The sequence below is a fragment of the Pseudomonas sp. P5_A2_2 genome (genome assembly GCF_054177685.1).
Window position 1 is genome coordinate 1 of sequence record NZ_JBGCUL010000814.1, and the last position, 2,047, is coordinate 2,047.

The window sequence follows — 2,047 nt, forward strand, 5'->3', positions numbered from 1 at the left end:
ATCCCAAACGCTGATCCCAAACGCTGCAACCAGCTGCACAACAACACCCGGTTGCTGTTGTAGATCTGTCCCGGCCCCAGCGTCTGCCCAGGCTCAATCAATTCGTCGCCGGTGGACAGCACCGCTACACGCACCTTGCGAACCACCTCCAGCTCAGCGCACCCCAACGAGGCAGCCAATCCTTGCTCGATCGGCCCCAACCGCGTACCTGCCGGCAGAATCAACTCGCCGACGGTCGTCTCCTGGCCTTGGGGACGGATGTTCTGGCCTCGGGTCAAGGCTTCGGTGAAACGTACTCGCTCATCCGCCTGAACCTCGGCATTTTCCTGCATCTCGACGCAATCGGCACCGGCGGGAACAGGCGCCCCGGTGAAAATGCGCGCACAGGTTCCTGGCTGCAACGGATCGGGGGCCTGGCCGGCAAACACCTTCTGACTGACCACCAACGGCTCTCCCGTCCAGTCGGCCATGCGCAAGGCATAACCATCCATGGCACTGTTGGGCCAGGGTGGCAGGTCAAGGGTCGACACCAGGTCTTCAGCCAGTACACGCCCCTGTACCTGCGCCAACGGCAAGCGTTCGCGCTCGACAATCCTTGAGGCCTCGGCCATTTCCAGCAAGCGCGCCAACGCCTGCTCGACGGGCATCAGGCTGCCAGTCTTGCCAGGCTTACCCACGGGATTCACAAGGCGCTGCCTGTTTCAAGTGAGGCACGAAATTGCACGGGCGATGCCGCGAATCCAGCTGCTCGGCCAGTATGCCGTCCCAACCGGTGCGCACGGCATTGGTCGAGCCCGGCAAGCAGCAAACCAGCGTGCCATTGGCCAGACCGGCCAGCGTCCGGGACTGAACGGTCGAGGTGCCGATATCGGCAACCGAGATCTGGCGAAACAGCTCACCAAATCCATCAACCTGTTTGTCCAGCAGGCAACTGACGGCTTCCGGCGTGCTATCACGCCCGGTAAAACCGGTTCCGCCGGTGATCAGCACAACCTGCACGACATCATCGGCAATCCAGTTGGCGACTTGCGCGCGAATTTTGTAGAGGTCATCTTTGAGCATCACCCGGGCTGCCAGGTTATGACCCGCAGCGGTCAGGCGGTCGACAAAGACCTGACCTGAGGTGTCGGTTTCCAGTGTGCGGGTATCGCTGACAGTCAGCACTGCAATATTCAGCGGTGCGAAAGGTACATCAGCCTTGGCTTTCATCGGCTCGTCCAGTTGTAGGAGAAACAGCCCGGTGTTATATCACAGCGCTCCGTTTTTTCGCCGCTCCCATGGAGACCTGCCATGACCTCGAATTCACAATTGCCACCCTGCTCCATTCTGCTCCTGGCGGGCGGGCGCGGCCAACGTATGGGCGGTCGGGATAAAGGATTGCTGGACTGGCACGGCGAACCGCTGATTGCACACTTGCACCGCAAGACCCGTCCACTGACCGATGACCTGATCATCTCCTGCAATCGCAACCTTGAGAAGTACGAGCCCTACGCCGACCAGTTGGTCCACGATGATGAAGGTGACTTCCCCGGGCCATTGGCCGGTATTCGCGCAGGCCTGAAAGCGGCTCGCCATACCCATCTGTTGGTCTTGCCCTGTGACGTTCCCGGCATTGATGCGGCGCTGATCGGCAGTATGCGCGAGGCCGCCAACCTGCATCCGGACAAGCCGCTGATGGTGCGGCATGACGACCACTGGGAACCGTTGTTGTGTGTGATTCCTGTGCTACACAGGGCAGCATTTGAAAACGCCTGGAACGAAGGTGAGCGCAGCCCTGGCCGGTTGATGCGCAAGCTCGGTGCGACCGCACTGCAATGTCCCGACAAGGACCCTCGGCTGGCCAACCTCAACACGCCGGAACTGTTAAGCGGTCATAACACTGTGTCAGACTGAGATTAATCAGGAACTTGCGCGAACGGTGCACGTCTCAAATTCAGTAACCAAAGATTTCTTATTCGGAGAAACACACTCATGACTCAACGGACCCTCGCCACTTTCATGCTTGCACTCGGCCTCGCCACCCTCGCCGGTTGCGCGTCGCCTACGG

General features: G+C 60.1%; 3 protein-coding genes and 1 pseudogene. 2 read left to right on the plus strand and 2 right to left on the minus strand.

The genetic code is table 11. The annotated features are described in order from the left end of the window. A partial coding sequence (locus tag ACXRVY_RS26040) for a molybdopterin molybdotransferase MoeA (protein WP_458238627.1) occupies positions 1 to 686 on the minus strand: 686 nt, incomplete at its 3' end. Further along, a complete protein-coding gene (moaB, locus tag ACXRVY_RS26045) occupies positions 670 to 1,209 on the minus strand; it encodes a molybdenum cofactor biosynthesis protein B (RefSeq protein WP_457266291.1) in 540 nt (179 codons plus the stop codon). The genes ACXRVY_RS26040 and moaB, both read right to left, overlap by 17 nt. Before the next feature lie 81 nt (positions 1,210 to 1,290). Here moaB and mobA point away from each other — a divergent pair, with 81 nt between their 5' ends. After that, on the plus strand, positions 1,291 to 1,893 hold the full coding sequence (gene mobA / locus ACXRVY_RS26050; protein ID WP_457266290.1) for a molybdenum cofactor guanylyltransferase MobA: 603 nt from the start codon (positions 1,291 to 1,293) through the stop codon (positions 1,891 to 1,893). A 78-nt stretch (positions 1,894 to 1,971) separates the two neighbouring features. Then, a pseudogene (locus ACXRVY_RS26055) lies at positions 1,972 to 2,047 on the plus strand (YgdI/YgdR family lipoprotein); the annotation flags it as partial.

Bases quoted from the DNA above. Each gene is read 5' to 3' on its own strand.
- moaB (WP_457266291.1), bottom strand. From the start codon at position 1,209: ATGAAAGCCAAGGCTGATGTACCTTTCGCACCGCTGAATATTGCAGTG.
- mobA (WP_457266290.1), top strand. From the start codon at position 1,291: ATGACCTCGAATTCACAATTGCCACCCTGCTCCATTCTGCTCCTGGCG.